This is a genomic window from Stenotrophomonas sp. AS1 (assembly GCF_048957655.1).
Classification (GTDB): domain Bacteria; phylum Pseudomonadota; class Gammaproteobacteria; order Xanthomonadales; family Xanthomonadaceae; genus Stenotrophomonas; species Stenotrophomonas bentonitica_A.
Window position 1 is genome coordinate 533296 of the sequence record NZ_JARVXM010000006.1, and the last position, 22628, is coordinate 555923.

Annotated in this window: 20 protein-coding genes; 9 read left to right on the plus strand and 11 right to left on the minus strand. The window is 65.4% G+C overall.

What is annotated here, in order from left to right; translation table 11 throughout:
• Positions 1-593: 593 nt before the first annotated feature.
• The 3 genes from PV764_RS11390 to aceE all read right to left on the minus strand — a co-directional run bounded on the left by PV764_RS11390 (position 594) and on the right by aceE (position 5648).
• Positions 594-1502: a DUF4435 domain-containing protein gene (locus tag PV764_RS11390; protein ID WP_421116629.1), complete on the minus strand. Its 909-nt coding sequence runs from the start codon at positions 1500-1502 to the stop codon at positions 594-596.
• Entirely contained in the window at positions 1495-2796 is a 1302-nt protein-coding gene (locus tag PV764_RS11395) for an AAA family ATPase (RefSeq protein WP_421116630.1), read from the minus strand. Before PV764_RS11395 ends, PV764_RS11390 begins: the two co-directional genes overlap by 8 nt.
• Before the next feature lie 164 nt (positions 2797-2960).
• A complete protein-coding gene (gene aceE / locus PV764_RS11400) occupies positions 2961-5648 on the minus strand; it encodes a pyruvate dehydrogenase (acetyl-transferring), homodimeric type (RefSeq protein WP_421116631.1) in 2688 nt (895 codons plus the stop codon).
• A gap of 470 nt (positions 5649-6118) precedes the next feature.
• On the opposite strand from aceE, the gene PV764_RS11405 reads away from it, so the two are divergent.
• From PV764_RS11405 to PV764_RS11415, 3 genes are all read left to right on the plus strand, one after another.
• Positions 6119-6622, plus strand: a complete 504-nt coding sequence (locus PV764_RS11405) for a PadR family transcriptional regulator (RefSeq protein ID WP_019186201.1) — start codon at positions 6119-6121, stop codon at positions 6620-6622.
• Between the two features lie 90 nt (positions 6623-6712).
• Positions 6713-7510, plus strand: coding sequence for a siderophore-interacting protein (locus PV764_RS11410; protein WP_421116632.1), 798 nt, complete (start codon positions 6713-6715; stop codon positions 7508-7510).
• Between the two features lie 57 nt (positions 7511-7567).
• Positions 7568-8005, plus strand: coding sequence for a hypothetical protein (locus PV764_RS11415; RefSeq protein WP_341986836.1), 438 nt, complete (start codon positions 7568-7570; stop codon positions 8003-8005).
• A gap of 225 nt (positions 8006-8230) precedes the next feature.
• Here the strand turns inward: PV764_RS11415 and PV764_RS11420 are convergent, their stop codons facing one another.
• A complete protein-coding gene (locus PV764_RS11420) occupies positions 8231-8932 on the minus strand; it encodes a YceI family protein (protein WP_019186198.1) in 702 nt (233 codons plus the stop codon).
• An 85-nt stretch (positions 8933-9017) separates the two neighbouring features.
• Complete coding sequence (locus PV764_RS11425; protein ID WP_019186197.1) at positions 9018-9608, minus strand: malonic semialdehyde reductase; 591 nt, start codon at positions 9606-9608, stop codon at positions 9018-9020.
• A gap of 128 nt (positions 9609-9736) precedes the next feature.
• Between PV764_RS11425 and PV764_RS11430 the strand changes: the two genes are divergently transcribed.
• The 5 genes from PV764_RS11430 to PV764_RS11450 all read left to right on the plus strand — a co-directional run bounded on the left by PV764_RS11430 (position 9737) and on the right by PV764_RS11450 (position 13410).
• A complete protein-coding gene (locus PV764_RS11430) occupies positions 9737-10708 on the plus strand; it encodes a mitochondrial fission ELM1 family protein (protein WP_421116633.1) in 972 nt (323 codons plus the stop codon).
• A gap of 57 nt (positions 10709-10765) precedes the next feature.
• Positions 10766-11629, plus strand: coding sequence for a DUF2145 domain-containing protein (locus PV764_RS11435; RefSeq protein WP_421116634.1), 864 nt, complete (start codon positions 10766-10768; stop codon positions 11627-11629).
• A 67-nt stretch (positions 11630-11696) separates the two neighbouring features.
• Positions 11697-12218, plus strand: a complete 522-nt coding sequence (locus PV764_RS11440) for a hypothetical protein (protein WP_421116635.1) — start codon at positions 11697-11699, stop codon at positions 12216-12218.
• 34 nt (positions 12219-12252) lie between these two features.
• Positions 12253-12780 carry a hypothetical protein gene (locus PV764_RS11445; protein ID WP_421116636.1) on the plus strand — a complete coding sequence of 176 codons (528 nt, stop codon included), beginning with the start codon at positions 12253-12255 and terminating at the stop codon, positions 12778-12780.
• 75 nt (positions 12781-12855) lie between these two features.
• A complete protein-coding gene (locus tag PV764_RS11450; protein ID WP_046272868.1) occupies positions 12856-13410 on the plus strand; it encodes a queuosine precursor transporter in 555 nt (184 codons plus the stop codon).
• A 241-nt stretch (positions 13411-13651) separates the two neighbouring features.
• Here the strand turns inward: PV764_RS11450 and glnE are convergent, their stop codons facing one another.
• Positions 13652-16492, minus strand: a complete 2841-nt coding sequence (gene glnE / locus PV764_RS11455) for a bifunctional [glutamate--ammonia ligase]-adenylyl-L-tyrosine phosphorylase/[glutamate--ammonia-ligase] adenylyltransferase (protein ID WP_421116637.1) — start codon at positions 16490-16492, stop codon at positions 13652-13654.
• Between the two features lie 375 nt (positions 16493-16867).
• Here glnE and PV764_RS11460 point away from each other — a divergent pair, with 375 nt between their 5' ends.
• Positions 16868-18382 carry an acetyl-CoA hydrolase/transferase family protein gene (locus PV764_RS11460; RefSeq protein WP_070471520.1) on the plus strand — a complete coding sequence of 505 codons (1515 nt, stop codon included), beginning with the start codon at positions 16868-16870 and terminating at the stop codon, positions 18380-18382.
• Between the two features lie 290 nt (positions 18383-18672).
• Here the strand turns inward: PV764_RS11460 and PV764_RS11465 are convergent, their stop codons facing one another.
• The 5 genes from PV764_RS11465 to PV764_RS11485 form a co-directional block, all read right to left on the minus strand.
• Complete coding sequence (locus PV764_RS11465) at positions 18673-20040, minus strand: VOC family protein (protein WP_421116638.1); 1368 nt, start codon at positions 20038-20040, stop codon at positions 18673-18675.
• Between the two features lie 142 nt (positions 20041-20182).
• A complete protein-coding gene (locus tag PV764_RS11470) occupies positions 20183-20734 on the minus strand; it encodes a hypothetical protein (RefSeq protein ID WP_019185961.1) in 552 nt (183 codons plus the stop codon).
• Positions 20731-21483 (minus strand): HAD family hydrolase, encoded by a 753-nt coding sequence (locus PV764_RS11475; protein ID WP_019185962.1) that lies wholly within the window; start codon positions 21481-21483, stop codon positions 20731-20733. Before PV764_RS11475 ends, PV764_RS11470 begins: the two co-directional genes overlap by 4 nt.
• Before the next feature lie 109 nt (positions 21484-21592).
• On the minus strand, positions 21593-22009 hold the full coding sequence (locus tag PV764_RS11480) for an EF-hand domain-containing protein (protein ID WP_019185963.1): 417 nt from the start codon (positions 22007-22009) through the stop codon (positions 21593-21595).
• Between the two features lie 220 nt (positions 22010-22229).
• Positions 22230-22607 carry a hypothetical protein gene (locus PV764_RS11485; RefSeq protein WP_019185964.1) on the minus strand — a complete coding sequence of 126 codons (378 nt, stop codon included), beginning with the start codon at positions 22605-22607 and terminating at the stop codon, positions 22230-22232.
• Positions 22608-22628: the final 21 nt, after the last annotated feature.

The window sequence follows — 22628 nt, forward strand, 5'->3', positions numbered from 1 at the left end:
GACTGTCGCACGCGCCAGCTGCTCGGCTGGCACCCTATCACGTACCTGGAAGACCAGCACCGACTCAGCCGCGTTGCAGCAGCCTCTGATCACGCGCTACGGGACGCTTGGGCGAGTTCGGGAAACCTTTCCTCCGCTCAGACGATGGCTTGGTGTTCACAAGTCGCGATTACACCAGGCTGGTACGCAGCTATGGTCTTAAGCAGGAGGTCATCATCCCGCATTGTCCGCAACAGAACGGGATGGTCGAAAGGGGCGATGAGGACGCTGAAAGAGCAATTTGTACACCAGCAATGTTTTGAGAGCCAGGCGCTTGCATTGCACGTTGAAGATGATGACCCAGGATGCGGCCCACGCCGCTACATTAGCCGCATGACCTGAGCAAAAACCGGCGAGTCATTACACCATTGCAACACGGAAAGCGGCTATAAATGCGCTGAATTTAATTGGAAAGTCGAGCAGCAGAACGACGATGCCGACATTCCATCCCCAAGATCGCAAACGTGTAAGCCTGCACTTTCCATTGACACTTTGAAATTCGACGAGCTCATGGAGCTTCCGGGAAGCCGCTCCCGACAGCATCACAATTCCCGCTAGGCGAATCGAGCCTCGTCCCGGCGTTCGAGAGAGCGTCTTTCCATCGAAAGGTAGGCGCTCACCTCGTTTACGAACCCCTCAAAGCTCTCTAGATTGCAAAGCTGCGCAGAACGGTAAATCAAAGAATCTGCTGATACGTTTTTTACCAGCCTTGCCCTCTTCATGTGGCGATAAGAAAGGCCAAACAAGTACTTTCCATTTATATACTTGGTTGAGACCTCCGGAAAGGCGTCGTTCAGCATTTCAGAAAACTCCACTTTATCGTTTACAACGCCAAGGGCCACCATCGCGCCGTAGACCCTATCAACATACGCCTCAATCGAGAGGGAATTTAACACGCTCCTGAGCTCTCCACACACATAATCTTCCAGCGGGGAGCTTGTATTCTTGATACCTAGTTCAAATTTTTGCGCCAGGAGGAATGCGCGATGCAATCGGTCTAGGCTCGGAATCCAGCATTCCAGTGATTCTGCGAAACCCAATCGGTCTTTGAGCGAAGCGCGACTCTCCCTTGGAGACTCCTGTATACACACCTCTAAGAGTGCCTGACCGTCGAACACCAAATTCTCTACGCAGTATTGATCAAAATAGAAAAGGCCCTCCACCTCTCGAATATCTCCAAGAAGATCATCAAAATCTCTGTCTAGAAGATAAATGCGACGAATGTTTGGAAACCCTTTGTACCCTGATGTGGCATGCTTAATAACAGCTGATTTCCCGCCTTGCGGGAATATCTCTATAGACGATAGCTGCGGAAAGCAGCGACGCATTAGCAAGGAATATAGATTTTCCTGCCCTTCATCTTCTACAAAAAAATGAACCCCGGAAGATCCAACGAAGAAGAGGTCGCGGACGGCCAGGCCGTCAGAACTGTAGGCTGGCACCGCCGAATCGAGATCAGACATCAAGCACCACACATTTTTCCCGGTGTTTGGAAACAATTTCTGGCGAATGTGTCGCCATAATTACCTGGGTCCCCACGGGCGCCTGCGCAATCACTGCTGATACGAACCCTCGCTGCCATCTGGGATGAAGGGATAACTCTGGCTCATCAACGATGAATATGTGATTCTTTTTTGATATGAATGCCAGGAACGTGATCAGTATTAGGAGCTGCCTTTCGCCCGATGACATTCTGTCTAGCGCAAAAAAATGCCCAGAAGGATCACCATTCTTTGAAATGGTCTGAAACCCAAGTGCCCCATCAGTCTCATTGAAGCCGATGTGCTTTTTGCTTTCGATAAAGAATGAGTTCAGAGAATCAAGATATGACCCAATGCTCTCGTACGCTTTCGCGGATTTGTCCTCAAATCCCTTAAACGCCTCAGCGAGGCCGTGAATTTGCCGATACTGTGCATAAAAAACATTTTTTATGGAGTCATCCTTTCCACCCATGCTAAGAATATGCCGGGCCTCATCGAAGTACTGCGAGATGCTATCCGCTCCGTACTTATCGACTTCAACCGAGGAGTAGAGCAGCGCAGTCACCTTGCTCTTTAACTCTTCCAGCTGTCCAACGCTTACGCTCGGTATGGCTGTATCCCGCATGCGGAGCAGAGGACTTGTAAATGCGGAAACAATGAGCTTTGACTTGAGCTCTTCGTTCGAAGTCTTGACCTTCTGCGTGTAAGCCGCGTATCGCCTACGCGTCACGTCAATAACCTTAGAAAGAGGCGACTTTGGGAGACCTAGCTTGACGGAGCGCCCTTCATAGTAGTACTCCCCTTCCGACTCTGCGGCGATCGTCCTGTCCAGGGAAACCGATAGTGGCTCCGGAAGATCCCTCAGAAAATTCCAGGTTTTCTTTTCATGCGGCTCTGCCGAAAGCCCGCTGTAGTTCGAGAGAGCTTCGATCATTTCTTGCTCGTTTCGGATGGAAGCAGTTGGCCTCTCAATATCCACAGTAATAGGGTCACCATTTAGCCCGCCACCGCTCACCTCAACGGTGAGCAGTTGAGAGGTTCGATGGGCATGAATGGTATACCTCTTCCCGGAATGCTCCATATTCATTGAGATGGAGTGAAATTGCGTACACGCGAGCCTCGCAAGGTTCGGCTTGGTCAGCCACTCAATGCAGTTAAGGATGCTCGTCTTTCCGCTTCCGTTAATTCCTACCAGCAAGTTCAGACCAGGATCAAAGTCGACAGTCTTCGTAAACGAGCCGTACAGACGAACAACTTCAAGTCGCTCAATTCTCACATCCACTCCTTGATTGAATTTTCCATTGACGCAGGTCGCCAGCCGCCCGCTGAACTTGCACACTTGTTTAGCAGAACTATACCTAAGACGGCCAGGCATTTAAAAAAAAGCGGCCTCGAAGAGGCCGCCATTTTTAATGCTCGAAAGAGATCAACCTATCCCTATCAAACCCCGACAGGATTAGCCTTCTCAGGATCAATCTTGTACTGCTTGATCGCCCGCGCCACATCCTTAGCCGTCATCTTCCCTTCCTTCGCCAGCGCCGCAATCGCGGCATGCGCGATGTAGTACCGGTCAACCTCGAAGAAGCGGCGCAGGTTGGCACGCGTATCCGAACGGCCGAAGCCATCGGTACCCAGCACCGTGTACGACATCGGCACGAACGAGCGGATCTGGTCCGCGTACGCACGCACGTAGTCGGTGGCGGCAATCGCTGGGCCCTGTCGGCCTTCCAGCAGCTCGGTCACGAACGCCTTGCGCTGCTCGCCTTCCGGGTGGAAGCGGTTGTAGCGCTCCACGTCGAAGCCGTCGCGGCGCAGTTCGTTGAAGCTCGGGCAGCTCCAGATGTCGGCGGTCACGCCGAAGTCCTTGTCCAGCAGCTCGGCCGCGGCAATGGCTTCGCGCAGGATGGTGCCCGACCCCAGCAGCTGCACGCGCAGCTCGCCCTTCTTCGGCTTGCCGGCGTCGGTGAGCAGGTACATGCCCTTGACGATGCCGTCGGCCGCGCCTTCCGGCATTTCCGGGTGGGTGTAGTTTTCGTTCATCAGGGTGATGTAGTAGTACTCATCAATCTGATCTTCCATCATGGCCTTGGTGCCGTGCTGCAGGATCACCGTCACTTCGAAGCCGAAGGTCGGGTCGTAGCTGCGCACGTTCGGAATGCCACCGGCCACGATATGGCTGAAGCCATCTTCGTGCTGCAGGCCTTCACCGTTCAGCGTGGTGCGGCCGGCGGTGCCGCCCAGCAGGAAGCCACGGGTACGCATGTCGGCGGCCTGCCAGGCAAGGTCGCCCACGCGCTGGAAGCCGAACATGCTGTAGTAGATGTAGAACGGCAGCATCGGCACGTTGCTGACCGAGTAGCTGGTACCGGCGGCCATCCACGAGGCGATGGCGCCCGGCTCGCTGATGCCCTGCTGCAGCACCTGGCCGCTCTGGTCTTCGCGGTAGAACATGAGCTGGTCGGCATCGACCGGCTTGTACTTCTGGCCGAACGGCGCGTAGATGCCGATCTGGCGGAACAGGCCTTCCATACCGAAGGTACGGGCTTCGTCGGCCACGATCGGCACGATGTGCGGGCCCAGTTCCTTGTCGCGCAGGGTGATGTTCAGGCTCTGCACGAAGGCCATGGTGGTGGAGTAGCTGCGCTCGCCGCTGCTCTTGAGCAGGCGCTCGTAGCTTTCCAGCTTGGGCGCGTTGAAGCTCTTTTCGGCCTTGCGACGGCGCTGCGGCAGGTAACCACCCAGGGCGGCGCGGCGTTCCTGCAGGTACTTCACTTCCGGCGAATCCGGGCCCGGGTGGTAGAACGGCACCTGGCCGTCGGCCAGCTGGGCGTCGGTCACCGGAATGTTGAAGCGGTCGCGGAAGTGGCGAACGGCGTCGTCGTCCAGCTTCTTGGTCTGGTGGGTCGGGTTGAGTGCTTCACCCGCGCTGCCCATGCCGTAGCCCTTGACCGTCTTGGCCAGGATCACGGTGGGCATGCCCTTGGTGTTCACCGCTTCGTGGTACGCGGCATACACCTTGTGCGGGTCGTGGCCGCCACGGTTGAGGCGCCAGATGTCATCGTCGCTCAGGCCGGCGACCATCGCGGCGGTCTCCGGGTACTTGCCGAAGAAATGCTCGCGGGTATACGCGCCGCCGAAGGCCTTGCAGTTCTGGTATTCGCCGTCGACGGTTTCCATCATCAGCTTGCGCAGGACGCCGTTGGTGTCCTTGGCCAGCAGGGCATCCCAGTAACCGCCCCACAGCAGCTTGATCACGTTCCAGCCGCCGCCACGGAAGACGCCCTCCAGTTCCTGGATGATCTTGCCGTTGCCACGCACCGGGCCGTCGAGGCGCTGCAGGTTGCAGTTCACCACGAAGATCAGGTTGTCCAGGCCTTCGCGGCCGGCCAGGGCGATGGCGCCCAGGGTTTCCGGCTCGTCGCTCTCACCGTCGCCGATGAAGCACCACACCTTGCGGTCGGACTTCTCGATCAGGCCACGGTTTTCCAGGTAACGCAGGAACTGCGCCTGGTAGATGGCGGCCAGCGGGCCCAGGCCCATCGACACGGTGGGGGTCTGCCAGTAATCGGGCATCAGCCACGGGTGCGGGTAGCTGGAGAGGCCACCGCCGTCCACTTCCATGCGGAACTTGTCCAGCTGAGCTTCGTCGATGCGGCCTTCCAGGAAGGAACGCGCATAGATGCCCGGGGCGCTGTGGCCCTGGATGAAGAGCAGGTCACCGGGGTGGGTGTCGCTGGGGGCGCGCCAGAAGTGGTTGAAGCCCACGTCATACAGCGTGGCGCCGGAGGCGAAGGAGGCGATGTGGCCGCCCAGGTCGCCGGGCTTGCGGTTGGCGCGCACCACGGTGGCCATCGCGTTCCAGCGGATGATGGAACGAATGCGCCATTCCAGTTCGGCGTTGCCCGGGCTCTTGGCCTCCAGGGTCGGCGCGATGGTGTTCACGTACTCGGTGGTGGGAGAGAACGGCAGGTAAGCACCCGAACGACGGGTCAGTTCCACCATGCCTTCCAACAGCTGATGCGCGCGCTCGGGGCCCTCGACATCAATAACGGCCTTCAGCGACTCGATCCATTCCTGGGTTTCCACAGGATTCGGGTCGTTGTTCAGCACCTCGTTCAACCAGTTCATTTGCGCTCCCATGACCGCACGCACGCGCGCGACTGTTTTAGATTTCTAGCCGCAAAGTGTAGCGCACCAAGGGGTTTGCTTACTTCGCTACGGTTGCGTATGGAACCATCCAGGCGTGTCCGGAAGGACAGCCGGCGACAGCGCGCGGGCCGCGTTGGAAGGTTCCACGCTGCATTTCAGCCTGCCCGGCGGCGATGACACCGGCGCGTCAGCGGGACACCGATGGACAGCGCAGGCGCTGCGGCGCGGGCGATTGGCGCAGTTCGTGCGCGATGCGACGTCGGCTGAGCGCGCATCGGCGTGAATCATCGGGCGGGGTGGAAGGCCGGGGACGGGGCGCAGTGTTCCACCACGAGCACGCACCGTCACACGCCGAATTGACCTGAACGCATCCCTGCCATGCGTGCGCAGTTGCTGGCCGAACCGGAGTTTTCGATATATCGTTCCGCCACTGCATTCGATATATCGAAATGACCTCTCCGCGCGACCTCGACCGCCCTGCCCGCCCGCTGACCGCCCGGCCCCTCAGCCGCGGCGACCTGCGCCTGCTGGTGCTGTCCCTGCTCGCCGACCAGCCGCGCCACGGCTACGAGTTGATCCAGCTGATCAGCGACATGTTCGTGCGGGTCTACACGCCCAGCGCCGGCTCGATCTACCCGGTGCTGGCGCAGTTCGAGGCGGCCGGCTGGGTCGGCGCGGTCGAGGACGGTGGGCGCAAGCGCTACGCCCTCAGCGCGCTCGGCCAGGCCGAGCTGGAGGCACAGCGCGACGAGGTCGATGCCGCGGTGCACCGGGTACGCGACAGCGCGCGCACGATCACCAAGGCCAACCTGCCGCCGTCCGTGCGCGATGCGCTGCGCGAGCTCAAGCACGCGCTTGGCCTGTGCCATGGCCGCTGGCAGGACGACAACGCCGCCGCCGTGGCCCAGGCGCTGCGCGAGGCCGCCGCGCGGATCCGTGCGCAGGGCCGCTGACCCCCTTTCTTCTTTTCAGACCCAGCCAGCCTCCGCCCGCCAGGTCCTTCTCTCTCAACGCCGCGCTGCGGCACTGATCCAGGTATTCCCATGGCTCTGCATGAAAACCGACTGCTCCGTCATACCGTGAAGTTCCGCCCGCTGAAGGTGCTGCGCACCGAAGAGATCAGCCCGTGCATGCGCCGGGTGATCGTCGGTGGCGAGGCGCTGGAAGGCTTCGATTCGCCCTCGCCGGACGACCACGTCAAGCTGTTCTTCCCCAACGCCGAGGGCCAGTTCGTGGTCCCGACGATGACCCCGGAAGGCCCGCGCTACCCGGAAGGCCAGACGCCTTCTCCCTCGCGCGACTACACCCCGCGCTGGTGGGACCTGGAGAGCAACGAGCTGGCGCTGGACTTCGTCATGCACGGCGACGGTCTGGCCTCGACCTGGGCGGCCAATGCGCAGCCGGGCGATGCGATTGCCGTGGGCGGCCCACGTGGCTCGCACATGACCGCCGATGACTTCGACACCTACGTGCTGATCGGCGATGAAACCGCGCTGCCGGCGATCGGCCGCTGGCTGGAGACGCTGCCGGAAGGCGCCAATGCCGATGTCTACATCGAGATCCCCGAATCCGGCGACCGCCAGGAGCTGCCGGAGGACGACCGCATCCGCATCTCGTGGCTGGAGCGCAACGGCTTCGACGCCGCCACCAGCACCCTGCTGGAAGACGTGCTGACCGATTTCGAGGAACCGGACGGCGACACCTTCTACTGGATCGCCGCCGAATCGCGCCGGGCCCGGATGATGCGCAAGTACATCGAGGGTCACCTGGGCGTGCCCAAGGACTGGATCCGCTCGACCGGCTACTGGAAGGCGCACGGCAGCGAGCACCACGACGACTGAGCCCGCGACGGGCACCGGCCGCGAATGCGACAATCGCGTTTTGTGCCGGTGCCTTTCATGCAAGCCCCTTCTCTTTCGGCACTGACCGATCTGATCGACCGCGCCGAGCGCGCCGATCCCGCGCTGGATGCCGCCCTGGCGGCGCTGGCGCCCTCCGTGGGCGGGAACATCGCCCAGCTGCGCACCGCCCTGGTGCCGTTGGCCCGCGCGCAGGCCGCGCTGGTGCAGGCGAACATCGATATCGACCTGGTCGCCGATGAGCTGCGCCGCTACCAGAAGTACGCGATGCCCGGTAAGCCGAGCCTGCAGATCGTGCAGCTGCGCAAGCAGCAGGCTTCGGTGAAGCAGGCTGCGCTGCTGGCCCGCCAGGCGTTCGCCCAGGCGACCCATGCGTTCCTGCGCGAGAGCGGCCTGACCGCCCCGGCACGCCGCACGCCGACCGATTTCACAACGCTGTGGCTGGGCAAGGTGATCGCGCAGGTGGCGGCGGGGTGATCATCGCCCTCGTGGCGGCGGCTTGATCGCGCTGGTATCCACGCATGGCGGGGATCTACCCCGGTCCCGTCAACGGTAGAGCCACGCCATGCGTGGCTGCGCTTCGGCGGGATTCCTGGTTGCCGGCCAGCGGCCGGCACTACCGGGTATCGATCGGCCGCCGCACAAAAAGAAAGCCCGCCAATTGGCGGGCTTTCTGCCTTCTCACGACGAGTGAGGAGAAACTCAGGCAGCCGGCTTTTCGCCAGTGGCCTCGGTGGTGATGCGGATGTTCACTTCATCGCTGACATTCGGGGCGTACGCGCCGACGCCGAAATCGCTGCGCTTGATGGTGGTGGTGGCATCGAAGCCCGCCGCCGGCACCTTGGCCATCGGGTGCTCGCCGCCGCCGTTGATGGTCACATCCAGGGTCACCGGCTTGGTGATGTCCTTGATGGTCAGGTCGCCGGTCACGGTCAGCTTGTTGGTGCCGTTGGCTTCAACCTTGGTGCTCTTGAAGGTGGCAGCCGGGAACTTGGCGGCGTCGAAGAAATCGGCGCTCTTGAGGTGCTCGTCAAACTTGGCGGTGAAGCTGTTCAGGCCGGTCAGCGGCAGCTTCACTTCCACGGTGGACTTGGTCACGTCCGCGGCGTCATACACCAGGGTGCCTTCGGCGGCGCCGAAGTGCGCGGTCGGGTGCGAGAAGCCGAAGTGGCTCCACTGGACCAGCACGTCGGTGTGGGTCGGGTCGAGCTTGTAGGTGCCCGAGGCGATCTGGATCGCATCGGCGGCCGGGGCGGCAGCCGCAGCGTCCGTGGCGGGGGCGGCGGTTTCGGTGGCGGCCGGCGCATCGGCAGCCGGGGCAGCGGCTTCGTCGGCCGGCTTGGAGCAGGCCGCGATGGCCAGGGTCAGGGCGAGCGGCAGCAGCAGTTTGCGGGTCACGGTCATGTCAGGTCTCTCTCGTAATCGAAGGGAAAAGAAAAAAATTCATGCAGCCCATCCGCACGGACGGGCCACGATCCGGCGGTAACGCTTATGCGATGCGGGCCGCTTCGTCGAAGGACAGGCGAGGCAGCCGCGGGAACAGGCCCGAGGCGTCACCGTACCCCAGGTTGACGAGGAAATTCGACTTGATCGCGGTGCCCTTGAAGAAGGCTTCGTCGACCTTGGCGTTGTCGAAGCCGGACATCGGGCCGGCATCCAGACCCAGCGCGCGGGCGGCCAGGATCAGGTAGGCGCCCTGCAGGCTGCCATTGCGGAAGGCGCCTTCGGTGCGGCCTTCACGCGGGCCATCGAACCATGCCTTGGCATCGGTGTGCGGGAACAGGAAGGGCAGCTTCTCGTGGAAGTCTTCGTCGAAGCCGACGATCACCGTGACCGGGGCAGCCAGGGTCTTGTCGTGGTTGCCCTCCGACAGCGCCGGGGCGAGCTTGGCCTTGGCTTCGGGAGACTTTACGAACACGAAGCGCGCCGGGCTGCCGTTGGCGGCGGTCGGGCCCCACTTGAGCAGCTCGTACAGCGCCTTGAGCTGGCTGTCGTCGACCGGCTTATCAAGGAAGGCGTTCTGGGTGCGGGCGGTACGGAACAGCTGATCGAGCGCAGCATCGTCAAGGACGTGGGACATGAAGCCTCCGGAAATAAGGGAATCGTTCGCGCATCGGCTACCGTGGCAGGGCGACAGCGCGATCGGCGAAGGCTGGCAGTGTAGAGTGTCGCGACAGTTGCAACACCCAGCCTGACTGAAACGAATTAATGCCATACGTGAAACGATGGAGTCCGCCCTGGACGATCACTGACGGCCGTGCCGGCAATGTGCGGCAGGCGGTGGCCCTGGCCACGGCATTGAAGCTGGGGGCGCATCGTCCGCTGGTACTCACCCCGCGTGCGCCCTGGCGCTGGCTGGCCCCGCGCTGGTTGCCGGGCGCGGCCAACGGCTACGGCGAGGCCTTTGCCGCACTGGCCGCCGAGGCCCCTGAGCTGGCCGTCGGCTGTGGCCGCCAGGCCGCCGGGGCACTGCGCGAACTGCGCCGCCGTGGCACCAAGGTGGTGCAGATCCTCGACCCGCGCCTGAGCCCGCGCCACTGGGACCTGCTGGTGGTGCCCGAGCACGATCGCCTGCGCGGCAGCAACGTGCTCACCCTGCTCGGCAGCCTCAATCCGGTCAACGATGACTGGCTGGCCTGCGGCCGTGCCGCGTTCGCTGCGTTCAGCGCATTGCCCGGCCCGCGCACTGCGTTGCTGGTCGGCGGGCCGACCCCGCACGCGCCCTGGCACGAGCCGGACATGGTGCAGGTGTTCCAGCAACTCGCTTCGCAGCTGCGCGCCGAGGGGGGCAGCCTGCTGGCCACGACTTCGCGACGCACACCACCGGCCCTGGTCGGTGCGCTGCGCAGTGCGTTCGCCGATGTGCCGAACGTGATCTGGGGAGACGGCGGCGACGGCGTGAATCCGTATGCCGGCCTGCTGGGCTGGGCCAATCGTGTGGTGGTCTCGCCGGATTCGGTGAACCTGCTCTCTGAAGCGTGTGCCACGCGCATGCCGGTCGCGGTGGCCCTGGCCGAACAGGCGCAGCGGCGGCTGGCGCACTTCCAGCACGCGCTGCGCGAACGTGGCCGCTTGCAGGCGCGCTGGCTGGACTGGCAGACGCAAGGCCGCATCGAACCGTTGCGTGAGACCACGCGGGTTGCCGAGGACGTACGTGCACGGCTGGGGATTCAGGCCTGACGTCCTTGCACAACGCTATGATGCGGCCGCGGCCGGTGCCGCCGGAGACCGTGTGACATGGACGTACCCTGCGCTGCGCTGATCAAGCGCCTGCACCCCGCCGCGCTGTGTGCCGTATTGCTGGGCGCTGCGCTGACCGCGCAGGCCGAGCCGCAGTGCACCGAACGCTATCCCACGCCGGCCGCGCTGGCCTCGATGTTCGATGTGGCCCTGGCCACCACCGATGCGCTGGATGCACTCGATGGCGTGGACGTGGTGCTGATCGCCCGCGGCGGCCAGGACCTGAGCAAGTACGGCCTGCGCCACAGCCATCTGGCCTTCCTGCTGCGCGAGGACGATGGCCAATGGCGCGCGGTACACCTGCTCAACCCCTGCAAGACGGCACAGTCGCACCTGTTCCGCGAGGGCGTGGCGACGTTCATCGGCGAGACCTCCAGCCATACTGACCTGCGCATCGGCGTGCCGACGCCCGCCCTGCGTGATGCCCTCAAGGCGATGCTCACCCAGCCGGCAATCCAGGCCAAGGCGCTGCACGAGGCGCGCTACAGCGTGGTGGCCTATCCGTTCCGCACCGAGTACCAGAATTCCAACCAGTGGGTGCTGGAGGTGCTGGGCGCGGCGATGGCCCAGGTGGAAGAGCGCACCTTGATCGTCAACCGTACCCAGGCCCAGCAATGGCTGCAGCGGCACATGTATACGCCCAGCACGCTGCACATCGGCGTGGCCAAGCGGCTGGGCGCGCGCTTCTTCGTGCCCAATGCGGCCGTCACCGACCACCCGGCCAGCGAGCGCATTTCCGGCAACTATTCGGTGGTGACGGTGGAATCGATCTTCGATTTCCTGCAGCTGCGCAGCAGCCTGCAGCAGGAACTGGCCGTGCCGCATGTGCCGGTGAAGGGCATTACCGCACCCAAACCGTGAGTCAGCGGCGGGCAGTACGCCAGCGCGCATACTGCGGGCCCAGGTTGAGCCATCAGAAGGATCTTCGATGACACCAGTTACGCGCCGCCTCGTTACGCCGTTGTTGGCCATTGCCGTGTGCGCGACCAGCCTGCCGGCACCCGCGCAGGTGGTGGGCATCAATCACCCGGTGGCCAGCAGCGCCATCATGACCTCGGTGGTGAGCGTGGTGGTGGTGACCGCACCGGTGTGGCTGGTCTCGGCCGGCCTGAGCAAGGCCAGCGACGCCTCGGCCCGGCGCAGCCGCGCGGCCAAAGACGCGCGTGGCAAGGCCGGGCCGCTGCCGCCGCTCACCGTGGAGAAGGTGGAGCACACGCCCGAAGGCGGCATCGAGATGGCCCTGCAGAATCCGCAGGCACCGGATGACCTGGCCGTGATTGCCTGGCCCGCGCGCGTGGACAACCCGGCAGCCGCGGTGGCCGTCGGTGATGTCCTGGCCCTCACCCCTACGCAAGGTGGCGCCGGCTGGACGGTGACCACCGCCGAGGGCACGGCGCTGGCCTTCCTGCCCATCGATGCGGCTGCGGCGCAGCCGAGTGCGCGCTGGTGACCCGTTGCTGTCCCCTGCCCACTGGAGCCGTTGCATGAACCGCACTTCCCGCCCTGCTGTTGCGCCGCTGCTGGCGCTGGCCCTGCTCGCGACCAGCTTGCCGGCCGGCGCCCAGAACCTCAGCAATGCCTCGCCCGTCACCAGCAGCGTGCTGACGACCTCGGTGGTGAGCCTGGCAGTGATCACCGCGCCCGTCTGGCTCAGTGCGATGGGGGTCAGCCAGCTGCATGACGCCTCCATGCCACACAACCGTGCCGCCCGGGCCGCGAAGCGGCAGAAAGCCGGGCCATTGCCGCCGCTCACCGTGGAGCGTGTGACGCACCAGCCCGATGGCAGTTACGAGGTGGAGCTGAAGAACCCCCAAGCCCCGGAGGCCCCGGCGGTGGTGGCATGGCCGGCGCGCGCCGACAACCCGGCAGCAGGTGTGAAGGCAGGCGATGTGCTCGATTTCACGCCTACCCCGGCCGGCGCGGGCTGGATGGTGGCCGATGCCCAAGGCACCGCGCTGGCATTCCTGCCGACCAGCGATGCGGCCGCCACCAGCATGAGCGAACGCTTCTGACTGAACCGGTCCGGGCTGGCCCTGGGCCGATCAAGCCCGGATAATCCGTCGCTTCCCCTCCTCTTCCGGCTCGCCATGTCCGCGCGTCCTGCCATTGCCTTTGCCCCGTTGACCCCGCGCTCGCTGCTGCTGGCGGTGTTGGCCATGGGCGCGGTGGTGCTCGGCTCGAACGTGCTGGTGCAGTACCCGATCAATGACTGGCTGACCTGGGGCGCCTTCAGCTATCCGGTCGCGTTCCTGGTCAGCAATCTGATCAACCGCCGCTTTGGTCCGGCCGCCGCACGGCGGGTGGCCTGGGCCGGTTTCGCGCTGGCGGTGCTGCTGTCGATCTGGATCGCCACGCCACGGATCGCGGTGGCCTCGTGCCTGGCCTTCATCGCCGCACAGCTGCTGGACATCACCGTGTTCGACCGGCTGCGCCGCGGGCACTGGTGGCGCGCGCCGATGGTGGCGACGACCTGCAGTGCGACGCTGGATACGACCATTTTCTGGAGCATCGCGTTCGCCGGCTCCAGCCTGCCGTGGGTGAGCTGGGCGCTGGGCGACCTGGCGGTGAAGCTGACGATCGGCGTGTTCCTGCTGGCGCCGTTCCGCGCGCTGCTGTGGAAGATGGCGCCGCGCGCGGTGTGACATCGGGCGCCGATCGCCCGGTGTAGCGCAGGCGGCAGGGCATCGCTATCGGTCGGGGATCGCTATCGGTAGTGGCGGGGGGGGGGGGGGGGGGGGGGGGGGGGGGGTTGGGGGCCCCCCCCCCGCCCCCCCCGCCGCCCCCCCCCCCCACTACCGGTGCCAGAACGGTGACAAGTCGGTGCCAAGGCGATGCCAAAGCGGTGACAGATCACCGCGAAGCCGATGCCCGGGCAGACCGCCATCAACGCACGACGTCGATCCGCTGCTGGAACGGCAGCCCTGCTCCATCGCTGGCCGCGATGATCATCGCGCGCGCGGCTTCCAGGGCGGGCGTCGGTGGCGCCAGGCGCGGGCGGCGGTCCAGCGTGCAGGCCAGGCCCACGTCCAGCAGCGCGGCATGCGCCTCGTGCAGGCCCTCGCGGGTGCCACCGGGCAGCCACGCAATCGCCGCCAGGGCGTCGATCAGGCTGGGGGTATCGCGCGGTTCCACCACCTGCGGGTGCGTGCCGGCGCTGTCGAGCACGCCGGTCTGCAGCAGGAACTCCAGATCGACGATCCCACCCGCGCCCTGCTTGAGGTCGAGCCGCGCCGCGTCGCTGCGGTCCAGCTCGGCACGCATGCGCGCGCGCATCTTCAGCACGTCGGTGTAGAGCACGGCGTTGTCGCGCGGGCGTGCGAGGGTATCGGCGCGCACCCGCTCGAAGTCGGCCAGCAGCGAGGCATCGCCGGCGATCGCGCGGGCGCGCACCAGTGCCTGGTGCTCCCAGGTCCAGGCGCGTTCGCGCTGGTATTCGGTGTAGCTGGCCAAGGAGGAGACCAGCGTACCCTTGCCACCGTCCGGGCGCAGGCGCACGTCGATGTCGTACAGGCGGCCGGCAGCGGTGACCGCCCCGAGCATCGCCATCACCTTCTGCGCCAGGCGCGCATACCAACGGCCGGGATCGAGCGGACGCGGCCCGTCGCTGCTGTCCTGTCCGGGCGGATGGTCGTGCAGGAAGACCAGATCCAGATCCGAGCCGAAGCCCAGCTCCAGTCCCCCCAGGCTGCCGTAGCCGATGATCGCGAAGCGTCCGCCGGGAATACCGCCGTGCTGGCGCTGCATGTCGGCCTGCACCAGCGCGAGTACGGTGACCACGACCGCCTGGGCAAGCTCGGCCAGCTGCCGGGTGGTATCGACCGCTCGCTGGCGGCCATCCAGCGTGGCCATCGCCATGCGGAAGCTCAGCGCCAGCCGTGTCTCGTTGAGCAGGCGCAGCGCGGCCTCGGGATCATCGATGGTCAGCGCGATATCGCACTCGGCCTGCATGCCTGCCGCATCCGGCATCGGCCCGGAAACGCGCACATCAAGCAGTTCGTCGAGCAGCAGAGGATAGGCGGCCAGCCGCTCGGCGAGCAGGGCGCTGCGGGCGAGCACATCGACCAGGCGTGCGAGCGCGCTGGGTTGTTCGTCGAGCAGGGCCAGATAGCTGGTACGGCGCATGACCGCCTGCAGCAGGCCGAGCACGCGCTTGAGCGCGGCATCCGGCTGCGGGGAGCGCGTGGCGGCGTGCAGCAGTGCCGGCAGCACGCGGTCCAGGCGCGCACGCGGGGCATCGGACAGCGACTTCACCCCGGAACTCTGCGCGAAGTCGCGCAGGGATTGATCGGCACTGCCGGCATCGAAGAAGCCGGCCTCGGCCAGCACCTCGGCGCTGCCGTTGTCGGGCAGGCCCCGCCAGTAGCTGGCCAGTGCATCCGGCGCGGCCTGGCCACGGCGTGGTGCGAGCAGCGCGGCGAACTCGGTGCTGACCCGCGCGCGCTGTACATCGAGCGCGGCAACCAGCGCCTCCCAATCTTCGTAACCTAGCCCGGCGGCGATGCGCAGGCGGTCCGTGGCGTCGCTGGGCAGCGCGTGCGTCTGCGCGTCGCGCAGCATCTGCAGGCGGTTCTCCAGGCGACGCAGGAAGCCGTAGGCATGCAGCAGGTCGGCGCCGTCCTGTTCGGCCATCTGGCCGGAGGCGACCAGTGCCGGCAGCGCGTGCAGCAGGCGACGCTCGCGCAGCGGTGCCTCGCGGCCACCACGGATCAGCTGCAGTGCCTGTGCGAGGAATTCGATTTCGCGAATGCCGCCGGGGCCGCGCTTGATGTCGTCGTGCATTTCCCGACGCGACACTTCGGCGGTGATCGCGGCCTTCATGTCGCGCAGGCCATCGAGCGCGGTGAAATCCAGATAGCGGCGGTAGACGAACGGGCGCAGTGTCTGCAGCCAGGCTTCGCCGGCGGTGATATCCCCGGCCACGGCGCGCGCCTTCAGCCAGGCATAGCGCTCCCAGTCGCGGCCTTCGCGCTGGAAGTACTGGTCCATGCCGGCGAACGACAGCGCCACCCGCCCGGCGTTACCGAACGGGCGCAGGCGCAGATCGACGCGGTGGCTGAAGCCATCCACGGTGGTGTCATCCAGCAGCCGCGCCAGGCGCTGGCCGAGGCGTGCGAAATACTCTTCGGCCGCCAGCGGACGCGCACCGTCGGATTCGCCGCCCTGCGGGTAGGCGTAGACCAGATCCACATCGGAGCTGAAATTGAGTTCGCCACCGCCGAGCTTGCCCAGCCCGAACACGACCAGCTGCTGTGCACTTCCGTCGGCAGCGCGGACCACGCCATGGCGGCCGGTGAATTCCTGCTCCAGCGCGGTCAGCGCCAGTTGCAGGCACGCCTCCGCCAGGTGGGTGGCGCCGGCCAGCGTCGCAGGTACGTCATCCTGCCCGGTCAGGTCGCGCCAGATCAGGCGGGTGGAGGCGGCGGTGCGGTAGCGGCGCAGGCGCTGCTGCCATTCGCTGGGCTGCAGCGGATCCAGCTCGGGCAGCGGCAGCGATGGGCAGCCGTTCTGGGTGAGGTGGGACAACAGCGCCGGCTGGCGACACAGCGTGTCGATGGCGAAATCGCTGGTGACCGCCAAGGCGCGCACGGTGTCCAGTACGGGAGCCGGCGGCGGCCAGTGGCCGGCTTCGGTCAGCGACAGGGCCAGGCGCGCCAACGCGCGATCAACCAGGGGAACAAGGGCGTCGGGGACGCGCGCGGGCGCGGCGAGATCAGAAATCGGCATGGGGGGGATTATGTGGCATCGCGGCGTGGCGGTCCCCGGCCAGACGCCATCGCGGTAACGCGGTCATCGACCGGCGCGTGACCGCATCGTCGAACGGCGCGGCGTGCCTGTCACCGAACGGCGGGAATAAAAAAGCCCGCTTGCAGCGAACTGCCAGCGGGCTCTGCTCCCTCCCCCACGTCGGGATGCAGGTCGATCTTCTAGGGTCGGCGGAGAACTTGCACGCTGCACTGCAAAACAATACTTGCGGGTACAGAAGTAGGCGGCAAACCTGAACAGGGAGGCGGCGATGTGAAAACGCCATCCCACCAAGGTAGAACCCCTGCCGCTGCATGGATCGCCGATAATGGGGATCCCCCCAGAAACGTTGTCGTCATGTCTGTCGATCGCATTGCAAACGCGCGTCTGCGTGACCGCGTTGTCTCCGCCGAAGCTGCCGCCGCCCTGATCCAGCCGGGTGAAACCGTCGCCATGAGCGGCTTTACCGGTTCAGGCTACCCCAAGGCGGTGCCGGTCGCGCTGGCGCAGCGCATCGAGGCGGTGCACGCCCAGGGCCTGCCCTTCCAGATCAGTCTGATGACCGGCGCCTCGACCGCGCCGGAACTGGATGGCGCGCTGGCCAAGGCCGATGGCATCGCGATGCGCATGCCGTTCCAGAGCGACCCGGATGCGCGCAACCGCATCAACGAGGGCAAGCTGGATTACATCGACATCCACCTCAGCCATGTCGCCCAGCACGTGTGGTTCGGCTTCTATGGCGACATCGATACCGCAGTGATCGAGGTCTCGGCGATCCGCGAGGATGGCTCGCTGGTGCCCTCCACCTCGGTCGGCAACAACAAGACCTGGCTGGACCTGGCCAAGAAGGTGATCGTCGAGGTCAACGAATGGCAGCCGGCCGGCGTGGACGGCATGCATGACATCTACTACGGCACGGCGCTGCCGCCGCACCGCAAGCCGATCCCGCTGGTGCACGCCAACGACCGCATCGGCGAGACCGCACTGCGCTGCGACCCGGACAAGATCGTGGCGGTGGTGCGCACCAACGGCCCGGACCGCAACAGCCCGTTCAGCCCGATCGATACCACCAGCGAGCAGATCGCGCAGTACCTGATCGAGTTCCTCAAGCACGAAGTGGCCAAGGGCCGCCTGCCGGCCAACCTGCTGCCGCTGCAGAGCGGCGTGGGCAACATCCCGAACGCGGTGCTGGCCGGGCTGGCCAAGAGCGGCTTCCGCGATCTGAGCGCGTTCACCGAGGTGATCCAGGACGGCATGCTCGACCTGCTGCGCGATGGCGTGCTGAGCTATGCCTCGTGCACCGGCTTCGCGTTGAGCCCGCAGGCAAACGAGACCTTCAAGGAGCACATCGACTTCTACCGCGAGCGCATCATCATGCGCACGCAGGAGATCTCGAACCACCCGGAGCTGGTGCGCCGCCTGGGCTGCATCGGCATGAACGGCATGATCGAGGCCGACCTGTACGGCAACGTCAACTCGACCCACGTGATGGGCAGCCGCATCATGAACGGTATCGGCGGCTCGGGCGACTTCGCGCGCAACGGCTTCCTGTCCGCGTTCCTGAGCCCCTCGACGGCGAAGAACGGCAGCATCTCGGCGATCGTGCCGATGGTCAGCCACGTGGATCACACCGAGCACGATGTCTCGGTGATCGTCACCGAACAGGGCCTGGCCGATCTGCGCGGGCTGACGCCGCGCAAGCGTGCGCGGGTGGTGATCGACAACTGCGCGCACCCGGATTTCCGCGATCAGTTGAACGATTATTTTGACCGCGCCAGCCGCGAGAGTTACGGCAAGCACACCCCGCATCTGCTGCCCGAAGCGCTGTCGTGGCACCAGCGCTGGCTCGATACCGGCACGATGAAGGCGTGATGGTGCACGGTACCGACCAATGGTCGGTACCTACCGGGGCGTTCTGTTTCCGGGTCGCGATGTAGGGACCGCGGCGTTCTGTTTCCGGGTTGCGATGCACGGACCGCGGCGTTCTGTTTCCTGGTAGTGCCGGCCGCTGGCCGGCTCCACGCATTACCGTCCGCAAGCCCGGATGCGCGTTTGGTACATGAAGAGCCGGCCAGCGGCCGGCACTACCCGGGGAGCGGCCCCTGCGTGGTTCAGCATCCCGTCCGCAGGGCGGTCCCCGCGCGGTCAGCGATCGCTCGCCGTCAGCGGTTCCGCAGGGACGCCAGCGACTCGGCCTGCAGCCGCTCGTAGATGGCGAACTCGTCCTCCACCTTCATGCCCAGCGCCTGTTCGAACGCATCGCGGTTGGCATGCGCGGCATAGGCACGCTGTTCGTCGCCGCCCAGATTGGACTGGAAGATGCCTGCGGCGCTGACCGGCAGGAAATCTTCGTAGACGATCGGGTCGGCGCTGGCCAGGCCAGCGGCGATCAGCGCTTCGGCCGGCAGGTCGCCGACTGCGGCCGGGGTGGCGCGGCCAGCATCGGTCAGGGTGTACCGGTAGTAGCCCAGGCCTTCGCGACGCAGGGTGTCGTGGTCATCCGGGAAGGCGGTGAATGCCGCCGCCAGACGCGTCGGATAGTCCTGGCCGGTACTGCCGGCGCCGCCGCTGTCGCGCGCCTGTGCAAGCAACTGGTCATACAGCGCGCGGCCCTTGGGTGTCAGCGCGAGGCCGCGCTGTTCGATCTCACCGAAACGCGCGGTATGCGTGCCGGCGTCGCCTGCATCGCCAGAGGGGAACTGCACGGTTTCTTCCAGCGCCTTGAAGCTGGTCTGGCGCAGCAGGATCGGGCAGCGGCGCGGTGGCGGGCCTTCGATCACGGCCTTGGCATCGATGCCGCGTGCAAGCATGCCGGCCTGCGCAGCGTCGATGTCCAGCGTGCGCGGGGTCAGGTGGTTGATGTGCGGGCCGCGGAAGCTGACCACATCGGCGATCAGCCGGTGCGCGTCGTGCAGCGCGTGGTAAGTGGCCAGCGAGACCGTCGCATCGCCATGCCAGCGGAAGGTCTCCAGCGCTTCGATGACGAAGCGGCGCGCATCGGCTTCATCCAGGCCACCCTCGCGTTCTGCCTGTTCGATCAGGGCCAGCGCGGCATCGGTGAAGATCCGGCGCTGGGCGAGGATGGCAGCGGACTGCTCACGCAGTGCGACATTCTCGATCAGCTCCAGCCGCAGCAGCGAGGTGAACACGCGGAACGGGTTGCGCGCCAGCGCCTGTCCGGTGCGTGGGCGGAAGGCGGTGGAATGCACCGGCACGCCGGCCACCGAGAGGTCGTAATACCCCACCGGGTACATGCCCATCAGCGCGAACAGGCGGCCCAACGTCGCCAGTTCCCCGGCAGTACCGACCCGGATCGCGCCATGGCGCTCCTGGTCGAGGCGGGCGCGTTCGTCGGTGCGGTCCAGCTGTTCGGCCAGCGCCGGGTTGGCAGTCAGCACGGCGTCGTTGATCTCGGCCACCAGGTCGACCAGCGTGCCGTACAGCGGCACTTCGGTGCGGTACATGGTGGACATCGCCTGGGCGAACAGGCTGCGGATATCGTCGGGTGAAACGAAACGGTCGGTGCTCATGACGTACTCGGCAACGGATCACGGGGAGGGACAGCAGTCGGCCATTGTCGCCGAGGCGGTGGCGCGCGGCGATCTGCACAGCAGCAAAGGTGAGCGACAGGGTAGCGCCACGCCATGCGTGGCTGCGCGGTGCATCATCGCGTCAGCGCGTCGCTGCGGCCGGTTCCGGATTGGCCGCCGCACGCTGGCGCTGCTCGCGGTTGCCGAGCTGGCGCTGCAGCGTGGCATCAAGGGTTACCGGGCGATCCCAGTGATCGTGGCTGGCGACGATGGCATGGCGCAGCGCGCGCCAGTGCAGGTTGGTCGGCGTGACCGGAAGCTCGGCGACCACGGCTTCCCAGCGCTTGGCCTCGCCCTCCTCCGGCACCGCGCGCGACCATTGCTGCACGCTCTCGCGGCAGGAACGTTCGATCACGTGGGCCCAGAAACAGGCGAAGTAGATGTCGCCCGCCTGCCAGCCGTGGGTGTGCATCAGCGCGGCGATGTAGCCGCGCGAGACCCCGGCGTAGCGCGAGACTTCATCCAGGAAGCTGTCCGGATAGCGCTCGGCGTAGTGGTTGATGTCCTGCAGTTGGGTATCCACCCAGGCATCCCCGGTGTCCACCACGTAGGCGGCGGACTTCTCCGGGGTCTGCTCGGCCGCCGCCGCCCAGGGCAGCATCAACAGCAGCGAGAGCAGCCCGGCGCGCATCATCCGGCCTGCGCCGCCTTGGCTTCGATGGTGCGCAGCGCCTGGGGCCACTCGAAGGCGGTCGGTGCATCGACCATGCGCGGCTCATCGTCGGCGACGCCATGCTGGGTTTCGTGCGCCCAGGTCACCGCGTACGGGGTGTGGATGCCCCAGCCGCCCAGGGTGATCACCGGCTCGATGTCCGAGCGCAGCGAATTGCCGACCATCACGAAGCGCTCGATCGGCAGATCGAACTCCTCCAGCACGCGGGCGTAGGTTTCCGGGTCTTTCTCGGAGACGATCTCGATGCGCGGGAACAGGTCGCGCAGGTTGGCCAGCTTGATCTTGGCCTCCTGGTGGAACAGGTCGCCCTTGGTGATCAGCACGACCGGGTAGTCGCGGGCGATCTCGGTGACCGACTCACGCACGCCATCGATCAGCTCCACCGGATGGCGCAGGGTGTCATGGCCGATATCGAGCATCTGCTGCAGGTCGCGGGCGCTGATGGTCTGGTTGGTGATCTCGATGGCCGCTTCGACCATCGACAGGGTCATGCCCTTCACCCCATAGCCGAACACGCCGAGATTGCGCTGCTGCACTTCCAGCAGGTGGCGCGCGGTCTGGGTGTCGTGCACGTCGATATAGCGCGACAGGATGTCGAGGTAGTCCTGCTCGGCCTTGCGGTAGTAATCCTCGCTCTTCCACAGCGTGTCATCACCGTCAAAACCAACCAGGCCGATAGCGCCTTGCGGCGTGGGCAGGGAAGTCATCATCGGCCAAGGATACCAACAGCGGCGCAGCGGCCCCACCCCGGCGGCGCATAAAGAAAGGGCGGCCGAAGCCGCCCTTTCCCCCTCACTGCGCTACCGGTGTCCCCGGTCCTTACCTGCTCTGCTGGGCGCCCGTATCTGCGGCCTTGCCCTGCTGGGCAGCCACGTACGCCTTGTATTCATCCGGCGAGAGCTCGCCGTCCTTGTTGGTGTCGGCCTGGTCGAACACCTGGGCAAGACCCGCGTTCACCTGTGCCTCGGCCTTGCTGATGGTGCCGTTGCCGTCGGTATCAACGCTGGCCCAGGTCTGGCCACCGCCTCCGTTGGCCTGCGCGGAGGCCTGGGCTGCGGCGTTGGCAGCGGTATCTGCTGCGTCGCCGGCCTGCGCCGCCGCCTGCTGTGCCTGGGCGGCCTGATTCTGGGCCTGCGCGGCACTGTGCTGCGCCGACTGGGCCATCGCCGGAATGGCCAGCACACTGCCTGCGGCGACGATCAGGGCGATCAGGGGCTTGCGGATGCGAGTAGTCATTGGGGTGGTCTCCTTGGTTATGTGTTGCGCGGCCTGTTGTTTCCGCACGGCCCCACACTGCCACCCCGTTTGTGAATCGATATTGCCCCTTGATCGCACTGCGCACGCCGCCTTAACCACCTCCCCGAACGCGTGCATTACCGCAGTGGTTAGCCGCAGGTGAGCAGTTGGTAACACAGGCATTCAACGGCGGCGGATTTAACCGGATGCGAACGCAATCTCACGCGGCGTTGCTGTTTTTTCCGGCTGAGCGGGAACTGAACAAAAGCCACCCCAGTGCGACACCGCCGATCGCGCCGGCCACTTCGAGCACCACGCGTGAGCCCAGCTCGTTCGGATCGTGGATGCTGGCCAGGAACAACCGGGCGTACAGCGGCGACTCCAGCCGCATCATGCCCATGTAGAACAGGTTCCACGCATCGATGCCGGCCGAGGCCACGACCGCGATCACGCAGGCCCAGCCGATCGCGTGCCCATCGGTCCACCCGGCCCAGCGGCACAGTCGATGCCACAGCGCATACACCAGCAGCCCGACCAGCAGCGCGATCAGGCCCGCTTCCAGCGTTCCCAGCAATCCAAAATGCAGCGGCAGGTTCATCGTGGTCCGATCGGGCGGTCA